Annotated in this window: 14 protein-coding genes; 3 read left to right on the forward strand and 11 right to left on the reverse strand. The window is 45.3% G+C overall.

Annotation, left to right across the window (positions count from 1 at the left end):
- Nucleotides 1-53: 53 nt before the first annotated feature.
- Both G9G53_RS17370 and G9G53_RS17375 read right to left on the reverse strand, forming a co-directional pair.
- Complete coding sequence (locus tag G9G53_RS17370) at nt 54-1,202, reverse strand: RDD family protein (RefSeq protein WP_165149322.1); 1,149 nt, start codon at nt 1,200-1,202, stop codon at nt 54-56.
- A complete protein-coding gene (locus G9G53_RS17375) occupies nt 1,186-2,052 on the reverse strand; it encodes a LysR family transcriptional regulator (RefSeq protein WP_165149324.1) in 867 nt (288 codons plus the stop codon). Before G9G53_RS17375 ends, G9G53_RS17370 begins: the two co-directional genes overlap by 17 nt.
- A gap of 135 nt (nt 2,053-2,187) precedes the next feature.
- Between G9G53_RS17375 and G9G53_RS17380 the strand changes: the two genes are divergently transcribed.
- The gene (locus G9G53_RS17380; RefSeq protein WP_165149326.1) at nt 2,188-3,177 is read left to right on the forward strand and encodes a zinc-binding dehydrogenase; all 990 of its coding nucleotides are present in this window, start codon (nt 2,188-2,190) and stop codon (nt 3,175-3,177) included.
- A gap of 88 nt (nt 3,178-3,265) precedes the next feature.
- Here G9G53_RS17380 and G9G53_RS17385 read toward each other — a convergent pair whose 3' ends face one another.
- The 3 genes from G9G53_RS17385 to G9G53_RS17395 all read right to left on the reverse strand — a co-directional run bounded on the left by G9G53_RS17385 (nt 3,266) and on the right by G9G53_RS17395 (nt 8,274).
- Nucleotides 3,266-4,657, reverse strand: coding sequence for an MATE family efflux transporter (locus G9G53_RS17385; protein ID WP_069010166.1), 1,392 nt, complete (start codon nt 4,655-4,657; stop codon nt 3,266-3,268).
- 275 nt (nt 4,658-4,932) lie between these two features.
- Nucleotides 4,933-6,303, reverse strand: a complete 1,371-nt coding sequence (locus G9G53_RS17390) for an MFS transporter (protein WP_029516920.1) — start codon at nt 6,301-6,303, stop codon at nt 4,933-4,935.
- A 27-nt stretch (nt 6,304-6,330) separates the two neighbouring features.
- Nucleotides 6,331-8,274: a glycoside hydrolase family 127 protein gene (locus G9G53_RS17395; RefSeq protein WP_165149328.1), complete on the reverse strand. Its 1,944-nt coding sequence runs from the start codon at nt 8,272-8,274 to the stop codon at nt 6,331-6,333.
- Nucleotides 8,275-8,467: 193 nt separating this feature from the next.
- Between G9G53_RS17395 and G9G53_RS17400 the strand changes: the two genes are divergently transcribed.
- Both G9G53_RS17400 and G9G53_RS17405 read left to right on the forward strand, forming a co-directional pair.
- Nucleotides 8,468-9,343 (forward strand): helix-turn-helix transcriptional regulator, encoded by an 876-nt coding sequence (locus G9G53_RS17400; RefSeq protein ID WP_069010168.1) that lies wholly within the window; start codon nt 8,468-8,470, stop codon nt 9,341-9,343.
- Nucleotides 9,344-9,453: 110 nt separating this feature from the next.
- Nucleotides 9,454-10,851, forward strand: coding sequence for a phytase (locus tag G9G53_RS17405; protein ID WP_165149330.1), 1,398 nt, complete (start codon nt 9,454-9,456; stop codon nt 10,849-10,851).
- A 100-nt stretch (nt 10,852-10,951) separates the two neighbouring features.
- Here the strand turns inward: G9G53_RS17405 and G9G53_RS17410 are convergent, their stop codons facing one another.
- The 6 genes from G9G53_RS17410 to G9G53_RS17435 all read right to left on the reverse strand — a co-directional run bounded on the left by G9G53_RS17410 (nt 10,952) and on the right by G9G53_RS17435 (nt 19,499).
- Nucleotides 10,952-14,701 carry an alpha-L-arabinofuranosidase C-terminal domain-containing protein gene (locus G9G53_RS17410; protein WP_165149332.1) on the reverse strand — a complete coding sequence of 1,250 codons (3,750 nt, stop codon included), beginning with the start codon at nt 14,699-14,701 and terminating at the stop codon, nt 10,952-10,954.
- Nucleotides 14,702-14,924: 223 nt separating this feature from the next.
- Entirely contained in the window at nt 14,925-15,917 is a 993-nt protein-coding gene (locus G9G53_RS17415; RefSeq protein WP_069010171.1) for an SPFH domain-containing protein, read from the reverse strand.
- 44 nt (nt 15,918-15,961) lie between these two features.
- A complete protein-coding gene (locus G9G53_RS17420; RefSeq protein ID WP_165149334.1) occupies nt 15,962-16,756 on the reverse strand; it encodes a TPM domain-containing protein in 795 nt (264 codons plus the stop codon).
- Entirely contained in the window at nt 16,753-17,787 is a 1,035-nt protein-coding gene (locus G9G53_RS17425) for a TFIIB-type zinc ribbon-containing protein (RefSeq protein ID WP_165149336.1), read from the reverse strand. Before G9G53_RS17425 ends, G9G53_RS17420 begins: the two co-directional genes overlap by 4 nt.
- A 26-nt stretch (nt 17,788-17,813) precedes the next feature.
- Entirely contained in the window at nt 17,814-18,473 is a 660-nt protein-coding gene (locus tag G9G53_RS17430; RefSeq protein ID WP_165149338.1) for a PspA/IM30 family protein, read from the reverse strand.
- Between the two features lie 183 nt (nt 18,474-18,656).
- On the reverse strand, nt 18,657-19,499 hold the full coding sequence (locus G9G53_RS17435; RefSeq protein WP_165149340.1) for an aldo/keto reductase: 843 nt from the start codon (nt 19,497-19,499) through the stop codon (nt 18,657-18,659).
- Nucleotides 19,500-19,518 lie beyond the last annotated feature (19 nt).

Here is a 19,518-nt window from a genome sequence, read left to right on the forward strand (position 1 = left end):
GTTCCACTTACTTCCTTATAACTTCGATTCATTGTTATTGCTACATATTCACTTCACAGCATGTTCATTTCGCGGAAACTGTCTCTAATCTTGCGCAGCTCTTGCTGTGCCCTGCTGTATCGCGAGGCGTAGGTCCAAGCAAGCACTTGATGATAATGCGAAGGTGTTTCAATCGTGGTCACGTTATACATGGCCAAATTCCCATCTATTTTTCCTTTTAGGGTAAACTCAATGGCAGGATATCCGTTCACCACCATATCTGAAGCGGTCCCCAATTCAGGGTCCGTAATTCCTGACACCAAATGATCCTCAATGATTCCTTTATATTCTTGAAGAGTCATACTGCTGTCAAAATCGCTTTTCGGTTCAGACAATACAATCAGATATCTTTCGGTCAATTCATTTTTAATGGCGATGTCCGCATCCTCATTAATCCTATTATCTCGTGACCAATTCCAGGGAGCCGTAACCGCAAACTGGCTATCCTTACTGGTAAATACCTCAGGCTTCATGATTTGCGTAATGAGCGTAGAAATCAAAGATACAGCAAAGACAATTGAAATGATCGTCGTCAGGATGATTGCTCCTGCAATAATTCCGGTTTTCTTTCTGCCCACCTTTCCCAAATCCCTTACCTTAACCACATATGTATTCGCAGCCATATCTCCAATCCGTTGTTTCCGAGGTGTCACCAGCACACATATACCGGCGGGCAGTCCCATGAAAAGCAGCGGATTCGTATCCACCAGATGTATGAGAGTGCGGATCAAGGATTTAACCATGCCTGGCGGCCTTCCTTCTCCATTCACAACCTGAATACGAAGTACAAACTTGCCCAGCGTATAGCCTGTAAGTCCTTCCAGTAACAGATAATAGCAGAAGGAGCCGATCAGGAAGAGCATCACTACCATACCCATATTTGGGGTTTCCGCTTCAGCTACTTTTTCCGCTGTAAAATATACCAGCCCTCCGTACCCAAAGACGATAAGAATGAAGTCAATCATCCAAGCCGCCCATCTTCTGAAAAAGATAGAGGCACCGTATGTTTCTGATAATACTGCCATCTTATCCGGTTCTCGTCGCTGATAACCGCCATTCCTCACAAATTCTCCCGGAGCTACTGTAGATGGATTTTTCAATAAATTAGGTTCTTCCAAATGATACACCCCTGATGTCAATTTAATCCTAGTTAAGTATAGCATCCTTTTTCATCCAATGGAGCAAGCCTGACAGTGCACTGGAGTAAACCGAATCCCGCCGATGAACAAACCACACCTCTAATTTACGATATTCCTCAGGTAAACGATGAGAAGCAATACTTCCCGCCTCCTCTGCCTTTGCAATCGACGATTGTGGCAACATGGACACTCCCAGGCCAGAAGCTACACCACCCAAAATGACTTCCAATGTCCCAAACTCCATAACCTGATACGCATCCACACCTGCTTCGCTCAGAAAGCTTTCCGCTCTTGTACGATGCGTGCAGCCTACGTCGAAGAACAGCATAGGCTTGGCAAGCAACTTGCTCATATCACTTTCTCCCGGTTCCGAGATGAGTACCAACTCCTCTTCAAACGCCGCAACATGCTCTATATGCGGATCATCGACAGGGCCATAGACGAACGCTCCATCTAATTCGTAATTTAATACCTTTTGTACGAGATCATGGGTGCTGCCTGTCATAAGCGATAGATGGACATCAGGATATTGAGCGTGATATTCCATCAATAAAGAGGTCAGATGCGTAACCGCCGCCGTCTCAATCGAGCCCAGTCGCAAAGGTCCCGCGGGCTGGTCTGAATATTGAGTGGACTTTACAGCCTCGTCCAGCAAGGTCAGTATGGTATCCGCATATTTCAGCAGATTCTCTCCTGCTGGCGTTAACGTCATTCCCCGGTTAGATCGGCGAAATAGCGGTACGTTCAATTGTGCCTCAAGCTGCTGAATCCGCGAGGTCACATTGGACTGTACATAATTCAAAACTTGCGCAGCCTTCGTGATACTGCCCTCGCGAGCGACGGCCCGAAAAATTTTCAAATCACTGCTTTCCATGTATACGTCACCTGCTTGGTATGATCATTTGTGATACTCACGTTCGATTTTGTTCATTTTACCGGATGCTTGCCGCTCTGTACAATTCAATATATATGCAATTGCATCTAAATTCGCACCACGGGAGGTTTTAAAATGAAAGCCGTGATACATGCCAGCAAAAACGGCCCTGAGGGTCTGATGTATACAGACGTTACGGACAGACAGCCAGGGAACGATGAGGTGAGGGTAAAACTCAAAGCCGCAGGCTTGAACCATCGGGACTTATTCCTCATGGCAGATCGAGCTGCCAACGATGCTCCACTCATTCTCGGATCCGATGGAGCAGGTGTGATCGAGGCTGTGGGTGCTGGCGTCCCAACCTCGCTGGTAGGCACCGATGTAATGATCAATCCATGTATCGGATGGGAGAATACGCATCATGTTCCCTTAGTTCCAGCCATTCTGGGCGGACCTTCGGACGGGACATTCGCTGAATCGGTTATCATCCCCGTCCAAAACGCCGTCAGCAAGCCAGCATACCTTTCATGGGAAGAAGCAGGGGTACTGCCTTTGTCTGCTTTGACCGCTTACCGCGCGCTCTTCACAAGAGGCCAATTACAGCAGAGTGAGCACGTCCTCATTCCCGGTATTGGCGGTGGTGTAGCCACGTATGCCATGCTTATGGCTTTAGCGGTAGGTGCACGGGTAAGCGTCACATCACGCAGCGAAGCAAAGAGGCAGGCTGCCCTCGCCCATGGCGCTAATCATGCATTCGACAGCCATAGCGGATGGAAAGAAAATATGAACGGAGACACCGTGGATCTGGTCCTTGACAGTATCGGTCCTGCTACGTTCGATAAATATTTGGATGTCCTCAAGCCAAACGGTCGGATTGTTACATTTGGCGCAAGCTCAGGAGATCAAGTAGAGATTCCACTGCGGTCTATATTTTTTCCTCAAATCAGCATCATCGGCACCTCTATGGGCAGTGGCGAGGAATTCGCAGCTATGCTTCAGTTCATGGAGCGCCATGCACTCCATCCGATTATAGATAGCGTATTTCCTCTACAAGACACAGCAAAAGCCTTCCACCGTATGCAGCAGGGAGCGCAGTTAGGCAATATAGGAATCAGGATAGAGTAAGGAGTCTGAACGGAGTATAGGAATGGAAAAAAATCCACTACCGTAAAATGCCTTCATCCAGAAGTCAATTTTATAGTAGTGGACCTATTCAGTCGATCAAACGATGCTGGACCCATTTGTTGCCGCGGAAGCGCCAAAGGAAGACGAGTCCCCGCACGCCCCATTCAATATCCATAGCCAACCAGACACCAACAATCCCCAGGTTGAACACAATGCCCAAAATGTACCCGAGCACCACCCGGCACAACCACATAGACAGCATTGAGGTGAGGGACGTAAATTTTGAATCCCCTGCTGCCCTTAGCGCAGAGGGCGTAATAAAGGCAATGGACCAGAGCGGAATCTGGGCCAACGTATTAATCAGTATGACAACAAATATGTCATCTACAATTTCGGCAGGCGGATGAAACAGCCCCACCATCGGCTCAAATAAAGGCATCAGAATGAGACCCATGACAATAAACGAACAAGACGACAGCCAAATAAACGATTTGGTAAACTTGCGGGCATCCTCAACATTTCGACGTCCCATGCATTGACCGACCACGGTTACAATCGTAAGAGCCAAAGCATTCGCAGGGATTTGGAACACGTTAGCTAGGGATGAGCAAATGGCATTCGTCGCCAACGCATTGGTCCCCAGGCTCACAATGAAAATTTGGGTTAAAATTTTCCCCCCATTAAAAAACATCTGCTCCGCTGCAAAGGGAAGCCCGATAAACAAAATCTTTTTAAGCATGGCCAGATTAAAGTAAAGCATATCTCTAAGCTGAACACGCAAGTCATCATCTACCCTGACCAAATAGATCAGCGCGCACACTGCTCCTGCATATCTGGACACATTGACGGCAATCGTCATGCCCAGCACACCCATATCCAATACATTAATGAATACCACATTGAGGAGCACGTACGAGAGGTTCATGATGAGAGAAAGAGCCAGCGATGCCCTCGTCTTCCCGATCCCCCTCAGCGCTCCACACACCGCCTCAACGATTGCAATCCCCACAAAAGACATACAACTTCCCAGTAGATATACCTTACCGTTAGCTAATACATCAGGCGAGGCGGAACCAAACAGAACACTCAAAATCGGATTGTACAACACGATCATAAACAAACTGATACATAAGGCCAGCAAGGAAACGGAGGAAATGGTACCGGATGCGGCTTTAGAAACCATGAGGTCGTTACCGCTCCCCTTATACTGTGCCACGACAACCGTTCCCCCGGTAGACACTGCGACAAACACATTAATCAGAAAAATATTCAAAGAATCAATCATATTTACGGCACTGACTGCCGCCATCCCCGACGAGCTAATCATGGCCGTGTTCACCAAATTAAGACCCACGATAAAAGCCTGATCAATCAGCAGCGGGATAAACAGCGCAATCATCTGTCGATAATCAATAGACTCTCCTGAAAAATGCTTATTCAGAAAGCCATGTGTTCTCATCCTTACACTCAGTTGACTCATATCATCACATTCTTTTTCTCAAATTGAAAAAAACCCTTCAACAGAAGAGCCTTCATGGCGAAAAAATGTATAAAGTTGCAAGGCTAGATGTGTCTAGTTCTTGATTCTGTACACTTTTCTCTACATAGAAGTATTGCTCCAAAAGAAAATCCTGTCAATGGTCTTGCTCACATTTGAATAGAAAATAACAGAAAAACCTGCTCAGCTCAGTGAACAGGTTTTGCAGCAGTATTATAATGCCTTAATATGTCATTAAAACCTTGTTAAAAGAATGTCTATGATCTTCTCGCAATCAAATCTTGTTGAATAGAAGCTTCATTCTTTTCGAATTTTTTATAAAAAAACATAGGAATGATCCCGATCAAGAAGATGATAAATGGCAGCCAGATAAAGCTGAACTGAATGCCAGACAACGCCGTAGGGGTTTGAACTTGCCCAGCGATGTAACCGGTGCTGCCCATAATCCATGCTGGCAATAATCCGCCAATTCCGCTACCCGCTTTAATACAGAATGCGCTTCCAATAGAGGTCAGGAAGCCACTTGCCCGAATACCATTTTTCCATTCCCCATAATCGACTGTATCTGACAACATCGCAAACGGCATAGAACATGCAAAGCCTGATCCTAACGCACCAATAATCCAGCCGATAATAATGAGAGTTAAGTCTGTACTTCCCATTAAAATCACGACTTGACCCAGCGCAGCTAATATCAATCCGATAATCATAATCGCATTTTTACTTAATTTTCTGGCGAAAAACGGAATCAGAACCATCGAGATCAACTGTAAGGAGGTCAGTCCATTGATTAAAGGTACTAAATCCTTACTGTCCAGATTGTATTGCAGATAAAAGATTAGCGTAGCTGAACGAATATTCAAACCGATCCAGTAACACAAGTTGGCAGCTACAACGAGCATCCAGGGCCAGTTTCGTTTGATGGCTGTGAAGCTTTTGGCAATGGGAACGGATTTCGTTTTCACTGCTGCATTTTCTCGCAAATCGGCAAACGCTATGAAAAACATAATAATCGCCATGATTCCAAATAAAACGAGCGTTAAGGAAAATCCTTTTTGATCATTCCCCTGTCCAAAGAAAGCAACCAAAGGTAACGTAAACGTCGTGGCGATGAAGAAGCCCACATTCCCCCCTACCATGCGGAAGGAGTTCAAGACGACGCGTTCATTAGAATTGGTGCTCAGGTTAGGCAGAATAGACGTAATCGGCGTACTAATTCCTGTGTACAGGATGCCGGCTATGATATACGTAATGGCGGCATATGCAATTTTGCCCGACTCACTCCAATTGGGCGTCGTAAACGTAAGGACCATGAACACAGCGAACGGGATTGCTAACCATAGAAAATAGGGTCTGCTCTGGCCGTATTTTGACTTCGTTCGATCAATCAGGATGCCCCAAATCGGGGCATCAATAGCATCAATAAAACGGGTGATAAATAGTAATGTCCCGGCAATCCCGATAGAAAGACCGAATACATCTGTATAAAAATATAATAGATAACTGGAAATGACACAGTACAACAGATTGCCGGCCGTATCCGTTAATGAATAGCTGATTTTACGATGAAAAGGAACGGTACTGGTTGCCTTTTCCGGTGGTTCTGTACTCACAATTCTCGTACTCATGATCTTTCCTCTCCCCATGCGAATGAATTATGATTCATAAACCCATACACGCATTTCCCCTTTAGCCCGATTGCACCAGGCGTAGTAAGGAATGGCGGTAATTTGTTGAGGAACAAATTCAGGGGGCTCCGAGCTGTATAATGCATTCGAATTTTTTACCCGGTGTCCCTCTATGGTCAGCTTTACAATGCCACCCAGCAGGTTTCCGCTGAACTCTTCCGTAATAAGACTATCCTTCGTCAATCTTAATCCTGCCAAATTCGCTCCATTATCCACTTCTTCCAGGCAAAACACGACTGGTCCGCGTTGGAGAGCAATTTGCTGCTGGTTCATGGAGACCAGCGGATTGCTCCGAATGCGCTCAACTGGCATAGCCAAATGCAGAGTTACCACATCTCCGTCCTTCCAAGTACGCTGAATCTCGATATAGCCTTTTTCCAAATGGTCTAATGATATGGCTTCCCCATTCACCTTTACCTCTGCCTGCTTGCACCAACCCGGAATCCGAAATGCCCATTTGAAGGAAGTCGACTCTGTTACGTGGATCGAAAAGGTTAGATCCGCATCCCATGGATAATGATGAGTTTGTGTAATTTCAACCTCATGACCAGATAAAGTCATGTTCACCTTGCTGGCAATGTACAGATGCGTATACAACGTATCATCCGTTTGGGTGTACATATTGTCCTCAACCGATGCAATCATTCGTGCCAAATTGGGCGGACAGCAGGCGCAGAAAAACCATTTTTGCCGTTCTGTTTTTACATGCTCTTGATCTTTTCTGGATTTTTGAAAGGGATTAACCTCCAACGGATTCACGTAGAAAAATCGTTTCCCGTCCAGGTCCATCCCACTAATCGTCCCGTTGTATAGCGCACGCTCCAGCACATCGGCATATTTCCGGTTCGGCGCTAAGCGCAACATACGATTGGCCCAAAAGGCCAGCCCTACAGAGGCGCAAGTCTCACAGTACATGCTGTCATTAGGAAGATCGTGATGGCAAGTGAACGCTTCCGCGTTTACAGTAGAACCGATCCCTGCGGTGATGTACATTTTGTGATTCGTGACATCATCCCACAGTGTTTCACAGGCTTGTAACAGGGAAGCATCCCCTGTTTTCGCGGCCAAGTCCGCCATCGCAATATACAGGTACACCGCTCTTACTGCATGGCCGACTGCCTCTTTTTGTTCCCGCACAGGTTGGTGTGCTTGCTGGTATTCGAAGCCTAAACCAAAATTAATGTTGTTCTCATCATTCCAGGTGGGCTCTGTTTGAATATGTTTTCTCTGTTCTTGTTCCTCTGCAAAGTAAATAGGATGCTGTCCCCGCTGTTCAATAAAATATTGCGCTAATTTGAGATATTGATCCTTTGCAGTTACGTCGTATAATTTGATCAAGGCCAACTCAATTTCTTCATGTCCCGGGTAGCCTTTCCGTTTCCCTTCTTCCGTACCAAAAACCTGCTGAATCAGGTCTACGTATTTCTCCATAATGTGAAGAAACTTCGTTTTGCCCGTCGTTTCATAATAAGCAACAGCCGCTTCTATAAAATGCCCTGCACAATACAGCTCATGATTGTCTCTTAGGTTCGTCCAGCGATTATTGGGTTCCTTAAGCAGATAGTACGTATTCAGATACCCATCCTCAGCTTGAGCTCTGCCCAACAATTCAATCACTTCATCAGCCCGCTCTTCAAGCGCAGGATTCGGATGATCCCTTAAGCTGAAGGCAACCGTCTCCAGCCATTTGGCAAGATCACTGTCCTGGAAAACGGTTCCATAATACTCCCCACTGGATTCCCCGGCTGCAATCCTAAAGTTTTCAATCGCATGACTGGGTTCTGTATCTGGTAATTCATCATTTAATGCTTTCCACTGATAAGGAATAACCTCTTCCGCCACAACCTGCTTATACTTTTTCCAAAATAAATCGTCAACGATGACATGCTTAACTGGCTTTGCCGTTTTCATTGGATAAACATCCCTTCCTGTAAATAGAACGCTTTCATTTTTTGAAAAATAAGGATAAAGTATTGATAATATCGTACAAGCTAACCTGAGTTCCCCTTGCTACAGTCCTTATTTTATCAACCTGAATTTATAAAAAAAATCGCGATCTTTAACTAAAACTTATACGATTTCACACACAAAGGAGCTGGCTTCCATGAGCAAAACAGACTTTCTATCATTCCTTGTTCCTCCACTGCCTTATTTCATTGAGGGGAATTTTACTACATATCAAAAAGGGGATTGGCACCCGAATAGGTATAATCTGGGTTATTTTGACGTAATAATCATTAAAGAAGGATTGCTGCACATTGGTGAAGAGGACGAAGTGTGGAAGGTAACTGAAAATTACGCTCTCATTCTTGAACCGGATAAACATCATTTTCCCATTGAGGCATGTACAGAACAAACCTCCTTTTACTGGTTCCATTTTCAAACCAATAGCATGTGGTGCGCACAATCCTCGTCCAATCCTATTATACCCAGCACTCCCATTCCCGAGCTGCATTTTCATTCAGAACATACGACCATTCATTTGCCTAAAATTCAAAAAGTGGTGAATCCACATGAGCTATTTTCGAAATTAGACTATTTACTAGCCTCTACTTTAAAACCTAGAAAACTGGCACTCTGGGAGGCCCAACAGACGTTTGTGAATGTTTTTCAGAGTTTGGAGTATGATCAGAATAATAAAGACAGCTCCTCTAAGTTGGCGGAACAGATCGAAATATACCTAAAACAGAATTACAAAAATACAATCACCAATAAAGATTTGGAGACCCATTTTCACGTACATCAGAACTATCTCGCTAGATGTATGAAGGTCGCCTTCCAGCGCACACCGCTTGAATATTTAATGGATTATCGACTGGATCAAGGGCGTAGTCTTTTGCTGCAAACTGACTGGTCCGTTCAACAAATTACGGAGGAAACGGGATTCTCCCAAGCAAGCTATTTCTCCAAATGCTTTAAAGAAAAATTCGGAATGTCTCCAAAGAATTATAGACAACAATACTGGAAACCAGTTCATTGAATGCTTACACCTCCTTTACACTCTCTTTACATTTTCATTGTATCCTTTTGATATTCTCGCTTTATACTGAGTCGGTTATATCATTTTCACTTCAGCAAAGGGGCATACATATGAAGTCAACTAAACTCGCATTATTAGCCATGTTAACAGGGGTTCTGGTATCACCAGAACTGACCCATGCGGCAGACATTCAGCCATCCGGGTATGCATCACTACGAACACAGGCAGATAAAATGGGGGCGACTATTACATGGGATAGTGATGACCAGTCTGTTTTGGTCAAGCTGAAAAATGGCATTGTCGGAACCTTTACAGTGGGTGAGAAGCAATATCGTCTAGCTGGACTAAGCGGAAAAGCGGACCGGGAAATTAAGATGATGAATGGAAATGTATATCTTCCTACAAAACTTCTTACAGCGCTTGAAGCAGAGAACAGCAAATATGCAGATCCTAAGGACGCAGTCCCCACCTATAAAGTGATCCCTTCTGCTGAAACAGAAGCTGTGGAGGATGGAGAAGACGCAGCCGACGACCCTGCCATCTGGCTCAACCCGGCCGATCCAGAGAAAAGTAGAATTTTAGCAACCAATAAAGGCGGCGGGATTTTAGTCTATGATCTGGAAGGCAAGCAACTGCAAAACATGAAGGTTGGAAAAATGAATAACGTGGATCTTCGTTACGGTTTCACCTTGGGCGGAAAAAAAATAGATATCGCAGGGGCGACCAATCGAACCAACAACACGATCGATATCTTTGCCATTGACGGTGCATCAGGAAAGCTGACCAACGTGGTTGGCAAACCTATTAAAGCATCTATGAAAGAAGTATACGGATTCAGCCTATACCATAGCCTCAAGACAGATAAATTTTACGCGCTCGTTTTGGGCAAAGAGGGTGAATTTGAACAATATGAGCTGACTGATGACGGAAGCGGCAAAATTGCAGGTAAGCTTGTCCGCCAGTTCAAGCTGAGTACGCAATCTGAAGGCATGGTTGCTGATGATGAATATGGCACGGTCTACATCGCTGAAGAGGATTACGCTATTTGGAAGTATAGTGCCGAGCCAGACGGTTCAACCGAGCCGCTGCGACGTGTGGATATTGCAGATGGGCGCAGACTTCACGATGATATAGAAGGACTTACATTGTATTACGGTAAAGATGGCAAAGGATATCTCATGGCCTCCAGCCAAGGAAACAGTAGCTATGCGATCTATGAACGACAAGGCGACAATGCATATATAAGCAACTTTACGATCAGCGCAAGCCCAACCGTTGACGGTACGTCTGTCACAGACGGTATTGATGTTCTTGGCTACGGGTTAGGTAGGAATTTCCCTCATGGTATCTTCGTTGCACAAGATGACGAAAATCTCCAAAATGGGAAAAAGTTGAATCAGAATTTTAAAATGGTACCCTGGGAGCGAATCGCTACGGGAGCCCCTACCCCGCTAACGATAGACGATGGCATTAACCCACGTGAATTGGTGAACAGAAGCACGCAGTAATGCCTGTCGGGGAAATCAACTCAACATTCCGGCTCTATTCATAAAAAAAGAGGTGTTCCAAAAGCCATAAAACGGCTACTTGGGACACCCCTTTTTGTTTTTAAGCGGAAAAAGGTTTAAGATCCAGCACCAACACATTTACCGAGTTGGCTGGTAAGTCTAAGAGAACAGAATCCGTCTGAAGCGTGATCTGCTGTTCGGTAGGCACTACCTTCTCATCATTCTTCTTGTTCACGTTAGGTACATGAACAAGCGAGGAATCGCCGGTTAGTGTAACCAGCTTAGCGATGGACTCAACACTCAAATCTTGTAGATTCAGCTGTATTACCTTATCCACGTTGTCGGCATTCACCAGCTTCACATATACATGCTCAGCATCTTGGGTTACCGAGTTGAACACGTCTCTGTTGTAAGCCTCCAGCTTATAATCCAGCACTTTACTGTTTGTCACGCCGTCGGTATATGAGCAAATCAGGTTGCTGCCTGTTTCACCGCCATAGTTCACTGTTATGGTGTAGTCCGTGTTGTCGGCCAACTCTTCATAGCTGGCCGCTCTCAAGTTACCTGCGGCTATACTGGAAGAGTAGTCACCCAATGTGTAGCCTTCTATGCCTTGCTTGTAAACCTTCACGCCGGTAGCCTTGCCGCCATAGCCGATCGCGTATTCGACAACGTCCTTTTTCTCCGCAGAAATATCCGTGAGACCCGCACCCACATAAAAACCGTCCGTGCCGGAAATGCGGGAGGCGATCACCTCTACCTTGTAATTGCTCCAGCTGTCGTTCAAGATGTACAGACCATTCAGACCGCTATCCTGAGCTTTGAGCACAAGCCCCTTGCCTTCCTCCACTGTGTAGCCCACGGAACCAGGAATGACCTGCCAGGCCGAATTTAATTCCTGGGCGAAATCTTGATCCAGCAGCACACTGCCGTCCTGGTTAGAGGTAACGGTGACACGCTTAATCATAACGTCGGCATTGCCTGTCGCGATTTCAATGCCACCCTGAGGAATGAGATCCGTTGGCTTGCCATGTTTGTAAGTAGAGAAAGAAGTGCGCAATACTTTATTTCCCAAATATTTAGCATACATTTGCTGTACATAGTAGTTCGGCGTAAACCACACCGTTTCGTCATCGAACCAGATGCAGTCTGGAGTCCATCTGTAGGTTCCATCTGTCAGCACCTTGTTAAACAGCGGTGCATAGGCAGCCAACCGAACGACATCGGCATTATTTTCGAAGCCCGTCATCACCGCTGCCTCTGCTACAGCGCCTGCCAATGTATTTTTATCGGTTGAGGCGTACTCCCCGACAAAAACCTTTGATGTCGCTTTCCAATTGATACTACCGTCCGCGTTATAAGCTCTGTAGTAGTAGTTATAGCGGTCCACGTTATTCAGCAGATATTCGTTAGAACGATAGTAGTGCTCGTCTGCAATGGTGTCCATATAGTCCTTTTGCTTCTCATACCAGGTAACAGTCTCTTCCGTCACCTGGTTACCATCAGCAAAAGCAACCTTAGCCGAGCCCTTCATATTACCGCTCAGGAACTTCCAGCCCTGCTGATAGGCATCGTCGTCCGCTTGAGCGCCAACCGTAGAGATGATATGCAGCTCATAACCCGGATAGTTTTTCTCCATGTACTCATCAATCGATGTCTTGAACACTTCAAAGTTGGCAAAGAACTCTGTGCCCCAGTTCTCGTTACCCACACCCAAATAACGCAGATCGAACGGTGCTTCATGGCCCATTTTTTTACGCATAGCAGCCCATTCATTATGTTCAAAATCCACACTAATCGCAAAGTCGATCAGATCCGTAAAGTTCTTAATATAGTATTCTCTTAATGCGCCTCCAGCCGGATGAGCGTAATCGGAACGGGCTTGACAGAGAACGCCACAGGCCATAACCGGAAGCGGTACTGCATTCAGGTCTTCTGCCAACTGGAAATATTCCATATAACCAAGGCCCATGGTCATCATATAGCCCCATACATTAAAGTTTTCCTTGCGTAGCTCGATATCCCCAATCGATTCCTTCCAATCGTATACGTTTTCCCATATAAACGAACCCTCGGAAATACAACCACCTGGAAAACGCAGAAACTTCGGATGCATGCCGACCAGTGCGTTCACCAAATCTTTTCTCAATCGGTAGTTAGGATTTCCCTGGAAGTTAGCATGTGCCGATGGGGATTGCTCTTCCTCTCCTGCGCCCCATACATCTTGTGGGAATAAAGAAACCATATCAACCGAAATGTCCCCTTCAAATGTAAGCGCCAGCTGCCCGAGAACCGTAGCTGAGCCTGTCAGCACAAGCTTGGAATCGATGCCGTACTTCTTCCACGTGTTACCGCCTTCCACCTGTATCGTAACCGAATCACTAATAGCCTTTTCATTCGAGTCTTGCAGTTGCAATGTGATTGTGCCCGCTGAATCGGCCTTCGCCCAAATGGTAAACTCATACTTGGCACCCTCTTGGATGGACATGGCGCAATTCTGGTTAGAGTCGGAAAAACCCTTGTTCCGAATCGTTGCACCATCCGCTACCGTCACATAATAAGAGTTCACTTCTTTGTCTTTTGCGCCTAAAAACTCATTTAATCCACCGCTATGTTGTGGAGTCATCTTGTCCGTATCACCAGACCAAGCGAACAACGGGTTGCGGTTCCGTCCTGTAGAACAGCCGCATTCACCGGAAGCATGGGAATACGTATCGAACTCGAAAGATTCGAAGGAGCGATTCTGAACGAGTTCTGCATAAATCCCGCCATCTGCTGCGTTATTGATATCTTCATAGAACAAGCCGTACATCACTTCGCTGACATCCACTACTTCCTTATCTCCATGAATGGTCAGCGTGTACGGAGGTAGCTGTTCAGGAAGAACGGATACTTCAAAGCTTTCTTCAATCTGGCTTAGGCCCTTCGTCAATAAAGCTGTGACGGTAACCCCTTGTGCGGAGGTAATCGCCTGCACCTGACCATTGTCAGAGAGTATACTAGGCTCGCTGGACTTCCAGGTCACTTCTACTCTACCGCCCATCAGAACGGTTGGCAGAGATAAGTCCTTGGTCACAATCGCCGTTGGAAAGGACAAATATTTATCTCTGGCAAGCTTCACGATCTCTTCATCTGTCAACGAATCGCACATGACCTCAATGACTTTATCTGCCGACAAGCCTGCTTTATAAATTCGAAAGTCTGAAACGGAGCCGGCAAAGTCTACATCCGCCGCATGCTGAGAGCGACCAATAAAATTGTTGCTGTAGTTGGACGAGTCTGTAAACGTTTCGAACCATTTACGCAGCTTGGCATAGTTACCACTAGAGGTTTGGCTGATGGAACCGTCCGCTACCACCTCACCATTGACATATACCACCGGACCTGCACTGCTTAATGTGCCGCCTTCCGTGCCGATCACAGACAGGGCTATGTGCATCCACTCATCCCTGACAAAACCTCTTCCCGGGTCTACGGACAAATCCGCCTCGGTGAAAAGGGTTCCGCGCAGATTCCGTGTCATGAACATATATGGCCCTGTATGGGCTTTACCAAAATCAAAAACACGTTCCCACATATCTGTGAATCTGCCGAAGTTGACCCAAGCAGTAACCGTCACACCGGTGTTATCGCTTACATCTTTGAATAGATCGGAAGGAAGCTGGATATACGAGGTACCGTTGGGGCCTCCCTCAAGCGTCAATGCCGCTCTACCGGTAGCATGGGAAATTGTGGGTGTTACTGTGCCTGAAGCAACCCCATCGTTACCTTGCCCTGAGCTATCTTTGCCGACGTTCTCTGCATCATCAAACTTGTAACGCGCAATGATTTGATCTTGGAATTTGGTCATATTCGTTGCTCCTATACCTATAGTTTATTAACGTAATGACTAATTAGTTAATATAAATACATACTATATAGCTATAGTACCTTATCCTGAGTACCTTTTTCAATCCAATAAATCGGATTTATGAAGAAATTCCTTGAACGAGCTACATAAAAAGGCAGCCATCACAGAAGATACTCTGCGATAACTGCCCTTATGCTTATAAAGAAGCTTGACCGTAGCTATGTTACCCGTTCAGTTTTTGTCCACAATTCGGACAGAAGTTAGCCCCTTCGTTTTTTGTACCGCAATTCGGACAAAAATTGGGCTTATTCCCGTCTCCAGATGGAGAGGGGGCAGCAGGTGTAGGCTGAGTCTCAGCCGAAGGCTTTGGATTCGGGTTCAAATTCTTCATCATTTCATTTGCTATATTCATCCCCATCATCATACTCGCCATATCTGAAGCAGCACCGCCGCCTTTTACATTACCCGATGCAATCCCGTCCGTCATCGTCACTTGTTGGTACTTTTGCAGATTACCGATCATTTCATGAGAGGCTGTCTTCGTAATCATATCTTGAATCTCTTGAGGATAATTGAAACTCATCACATGAAAGCCAGTAATCGTCATACCGTTGTCCATCACTTGCATATCCAGATCTTCTTGAATACCTTTTGAAATGTCAGAAGCATTCGCCTGCAGATTGAACATGTCCTTTCCTTCTCTGCTGATCCACTTCATCAATAACTGATCCAATACTGAAGTAATGCGTATTTTAACATCCTCAACGAGATAACTGTCCTTCACTCCGGCAATCTTATCGATGAGCGTAACATAATCGTTCACTTTAAAATTAAATGTGCCATTGGCACGGATCGGCATCCCGCCTGGCAGCTGGGGAGTCGGGATCAGCACTGGATTCTGCGTCCCCCATTTGACAGTAAACTCCTTCGTATTAACGAATAAGACCTCTACCCTCATGCCACTGTTAAAACCAAATTTAAACCCTTTTAAGGTGGATAGAAATGGAATAATGTCAGAGTCCATGTTATATGACCCTTCATTCTCAAAAACACCCTCTATTTTGCCGTTATTTACAAAAATCGCGTCTTGACCGGAGCGGATAATTAACTTACTTCCTTTTTTAATTTCACAATTACTCCACTTCCAGAAAATCATATCATCTCTAAATTCTTCCCATTCTACAACATTTGCAAATTGATTTCTGAAGAATCCCATACTGTATCCATCCTTTCCGTTTAGGATTTTTGCAAAATCCTCAGTTAAAATGATCCTCTGCTGCCGCTATGCGAATGACCGCCGCTGGTAGTTCCGCCACCACCGCCTGAGCTACTGCTACTGCTGCTCTTTTCAATCTTCCGTTTCGTTGTCGTTGTGTGAAGATACTGATCTCGATGCTCCAGAACTCCTGAAGCGTTCGCATCCTCGTAGGTCTGTCGATTTACCGTAACCCGACCGCCAGAATTGGAAACCATCTTGCCCACGATCATCGCCGCCAATCCCAGTGCAATCGCCAAATGAAGCCAGCCTTTAAAAAATATACTGTCTGGGTTCACCCCTGGACGGATCGCCAAATATTTGTGCGCGCCTAGAATATACTTTTGAAATGCCAGCCCATAGTTGCCGTTCGTCAGATCCGGGCTAATCTCATGGCGTATTTTAGTAAGCCTGTCATCATCCAGATACCGCTCTGCCTTATAAAATCCGGCCAAGTACACCTCTCTATTTCTCATATCCATCGTTAAAATAACCGCGTTCCCATGAGATCTGTCATACCCCGGACCATGGTCATCATAAAAATCCTGCGTCATTTTCATAACATCCATATTGTCGGGATTGAGGGTAGTATAAATAATAATGTCCGTTTCTCTTTCCGCTCCGTATTGATTAGCCATCGTGTTCAACACATTATACTCTTCTTGATTAAGCAAACCCGCTTCATCATAAATCAATGGCTTCATTTCTGTCGTAGCTGGTTCGCCCTTCATTTCCATAGGAACCGCCAGAAAAACAGCAAAGAACAACAAAACGGCTACAATGGCTCTATGTCTTTTCAATAGAATTCTCCTCCCATCATCAACCAAGTGATTAACCTTAATGAAAAGAGAGTAATTCCGAAAATGCCTGCAAACCAAGCCGTCACCTTGAACTTGCTAATCGGAGGCTTACCGACTACCTTGCCCGTCTGTCCGTTCATAGCAAACGTATGCTCCAATTGATTATAGTCATAGTGTATGACCCACACGGGGAGCAGGACATAATCCGCTTGTTTTAATGTAGTATCAATTTGCTTTTCCGTATAACTCACGGCCGTATACTCTGACACCGTAGAATGAATATAAGCATCAATATATTCCTTCACTTTTTCTTTCACTCGCGGGAAAAGCTCTTCTTCGTTATAACTGTACTTCTCCGCAATATAACCTGCTAGATATGGCGTTTTAAAGGGTTTTAGCTGATCGTATGGAAATGGCTCCAATTTATCCATCAACTCGTCGTTCATTTTCTCCGCAGCATCAATCGGAACCTTTACATAATTCAAACGGATTTTCCGATATACATCAAAATGCTTCGTTTCCGTATATTCGTAGTCTCCACTCGTATAGGTTCGCACTTGGGTACCTTCACCTTGAACCTCAATTTTATTATGTAATTCATATAACCAGAAAGGCACATACATCCCGGTTATTCCCTTGATTCGGTCTGCTATCATGAACCGATTCGGCGTCAGACGGCCATTCTTACACCATTTTTTGAAAGCAGCTATGGCTTCTTCCTTACTGATTGAAAAAGGAATAACCTGCGCTGGAGCCAGCTTCCCAGTCAGTCGATCCCCGAGAACCACGGCAGAACCACAAAAGCTGCACACCGTTGCACTCGTCTCCACTTCGGTCATAATCACCGCTCCGCAGTTATTACAATGATACTCATGAGCCTCATCTTCTGAAAAAATACGATTTATCAGAGGATCAGGAATAGATTCGATATTGTCCTCTCTTCCGCAACTATGACAGGATAACCTCCCTGTCTCACTGTCAAAGACCATACCGCTGCCGCAGTTGGGGCATTTGTATTCGATAACCGGCATCTGCTCACCTCTTCATGTAGATACTGTTATGATTCCTTAGGGTTGATTTTTTCTTTGATTGCAGCCAATTCATCTTCTGTATTCGTACTCTTCTCGTATTGTGCAAATAAGGCATCCAGGTCGTCCTTCGTTCCTGCCCGAAGCTCGGCTATAGCCATCGCTTCATCATACGCTCTGTTCACCTGCTCTTCCATAACCTCAAAAGCAGAATTCCCGTTGCCTATAGAATTCAAGGTTTGCTGTGCTTTGGCAACCGCCAGCTTCCCTTTAAGTTCAGCGCTACGCGCTTCTAGCTGCCCCATATCGGACACTAACTTCTCCTGCATTTGTTTCATATTCACGGCGTTTACTGAAGCTAAGTCATAGGACGTTTGTAATTGTTCCAATTTCTCCGTTTGCAAACCCTTCCTCTCCAGAAACTTTCGAGCTTCCTCTTCATTACCAGCTTCCACAGACTTACTGGCATAATACTGGAGCTTTTTGATCTCGGCTTTGCATTCATCCAGTGCTCTTTTCGCCCTTCTCTCATCAGCCAATACCGATACCGTCTCCGCTTTCACCTTGCCTAGATCACTGTTCAAATTTCGCATATAATCGTCAATGGTTTTCTCCGGATCTCCCACCTTATCCATTAAGGCGTTAACATTCATTTTCATAATATCCCTAAACCTCGACAAAATTCCCATGATGACCTCCTTCGAAAGGACTACATTCCACCATATCATACATCAAATCCGGTAAAAAATGTTCATTATAGCTCTATATACTGACCCACTGATCACTTTCGGATGTGTGTTCGTTTTATGATAAAAGCAAAGGGTCCAAAAACCCGCGACAGATTTTTGAACCCTTCTATTTTATTGTCTTGATTATAGTTCTTCATAGGACTTGGGGTCCTGCTCCCATATCCGTCCATCCTCACTGCTAAATGCCGAAATCATGTTCATTTCCTCTGGAGACAACTCAAAATCAAAAATATCCAAATTCTCCGTTTGGTGATTTAAAGAAGAGGCCTTCGGGATCGGGATTGCTCCAAGTTGGATATGCCAACGTAAAATCGCTTGTGTAGTCGTTTTACCATGAGCAGCAGCAATTTTCCCAATCTCTTCATTCTCCAGCATACTGTGACCACGACCCAAGGGGCTCCACGATTCCGTCACGATGCCCTGTTCAGCATCTTTTGCACGCTGATGTTCCTGATTAAATAATGGGTGCAATTCAACTTGATTTAAGCTCGGCGTGACACCTGTTTCCCGAATTAAACGTTCATTATGCTCGGGCAAGAAATTGCACACCCCAATGGAACGGATATAGCCCCTTTTCTTCGCCTCAATTAACGCCTGCCATGCTTCAACATATCGATCAATTTGGGGATTCGGCCAATGGATTAGGTACAGATCATAATAGTCCAGACCTCCTCTATATAATGACTCTTCGATCGTTACAATGGCTTCTTGGTAAGCATGTCGGCGACCTGGTAGTTTGGAGCAAATCAACAATTCTTCTCTGGGCACAGAGCTCTGCTGGACCGCTTTCCCGACAGCACCCTCATTTTCATAGTTGAACGCTGTGTCGATCAGACGGTAACCTGCATCAATCGCGCTGGTAATTGCCTTGACTCCATCTGCACCCTTCAATCCAGCAGTCCCAAATCCAATCACGGGCACCTTAGTGCCATCATTCAATACCTTCTCCGGAATTGGATCGTTCATATTAACAGCCTCCTTTACT

This window comes from Paenibacillus sp. EKM206P, from assembly GCF_011066155.1.
In the GTDB taxonomy this organism is placed as follows: Bacteria; Bacillota; Bacilli; order Paenibacillales; family Paenibacillaceae; genus Paenibacillus; species Paenibacillus polymyxa_D.